We start from the raw sequence: 735 nt of genomic DNA, 5'->3' as shown, positions 1-735 counted from the left end.
TACTGATTAAGGGCTACAGCGCTTACTCTATGTACTACAAAACTCTGCTAGAGAAGTTAGACGTATCCACTCACGTTTTCCGAGTCGGTACTTACAAATCGGCTATCGAGCCGTTTATTCGTGACGACATGTCGGATGCGGCAAAAGAGTCTGCCACTCGCTGGGTCACTCAGTTGTGGAGCGCGTTTGTCGATGACGTGACGACTAACCGCAACATCAACGCCAAAGTGCTAAACCCAACGATGGAAGAACTGCTTACCGAGATGAAATCTGTGGATGGTGATTTGGCGCAATTGGCAGTCAAAATGGGGTTAGTTGATGAATTGGCGACACGCCAAGATATTCGTACCCTATTCGCCAAAGAATTTGGTAGCGATGGTAAAGACAGCTACAACGCCATCAGTTATTACGACTACCTAGCGACGATTCGCCCAGACTACACACTCGCAAACCATGATATTGCCGTTGTTGTTGCAAGTGGCGCCATCATGGATGGTCAGCAACCTCGTGGAACAGTAGGCGGTGACACGGTTGCAAGTCTACTGCGTCAAGCGCGTAACGAGGAGAAGGTAAAAGCAGTCGTGCTTCGGGTAGACAGTCCTGGTGGCAGTGCGTTTGCGTCAGAAGTGATTCGCAACGAAGTGGAAGCGCTAAAAAAAGCAGGCAAACCTGTTGTAGTTTCGATGTCGAGCTTAGCGGCCTCTGGCGGTTACTGGATTTCAATGAGCGCAGATA

General features: G+C 49.4%; 1 protein-coding gene. It reads left to right on the top strand.

Annotated features, from left to right (window positions below; genetic code table 11):
* A partial coding sequence (locus R8O11_RS27340) for a S49 family peptidase (RefSeq protein WP_318194895.1) occupies positions 1–735 on the top strand: 735 nt, incomplete at both ends.

Source organism: Vibrio sp. 1288 (assembly GCF_033344475.1).
Note: the sequence above shows the minus strand (reverse complement) of the source record. Positions and strands in the feature narration are given on the sequence as shown.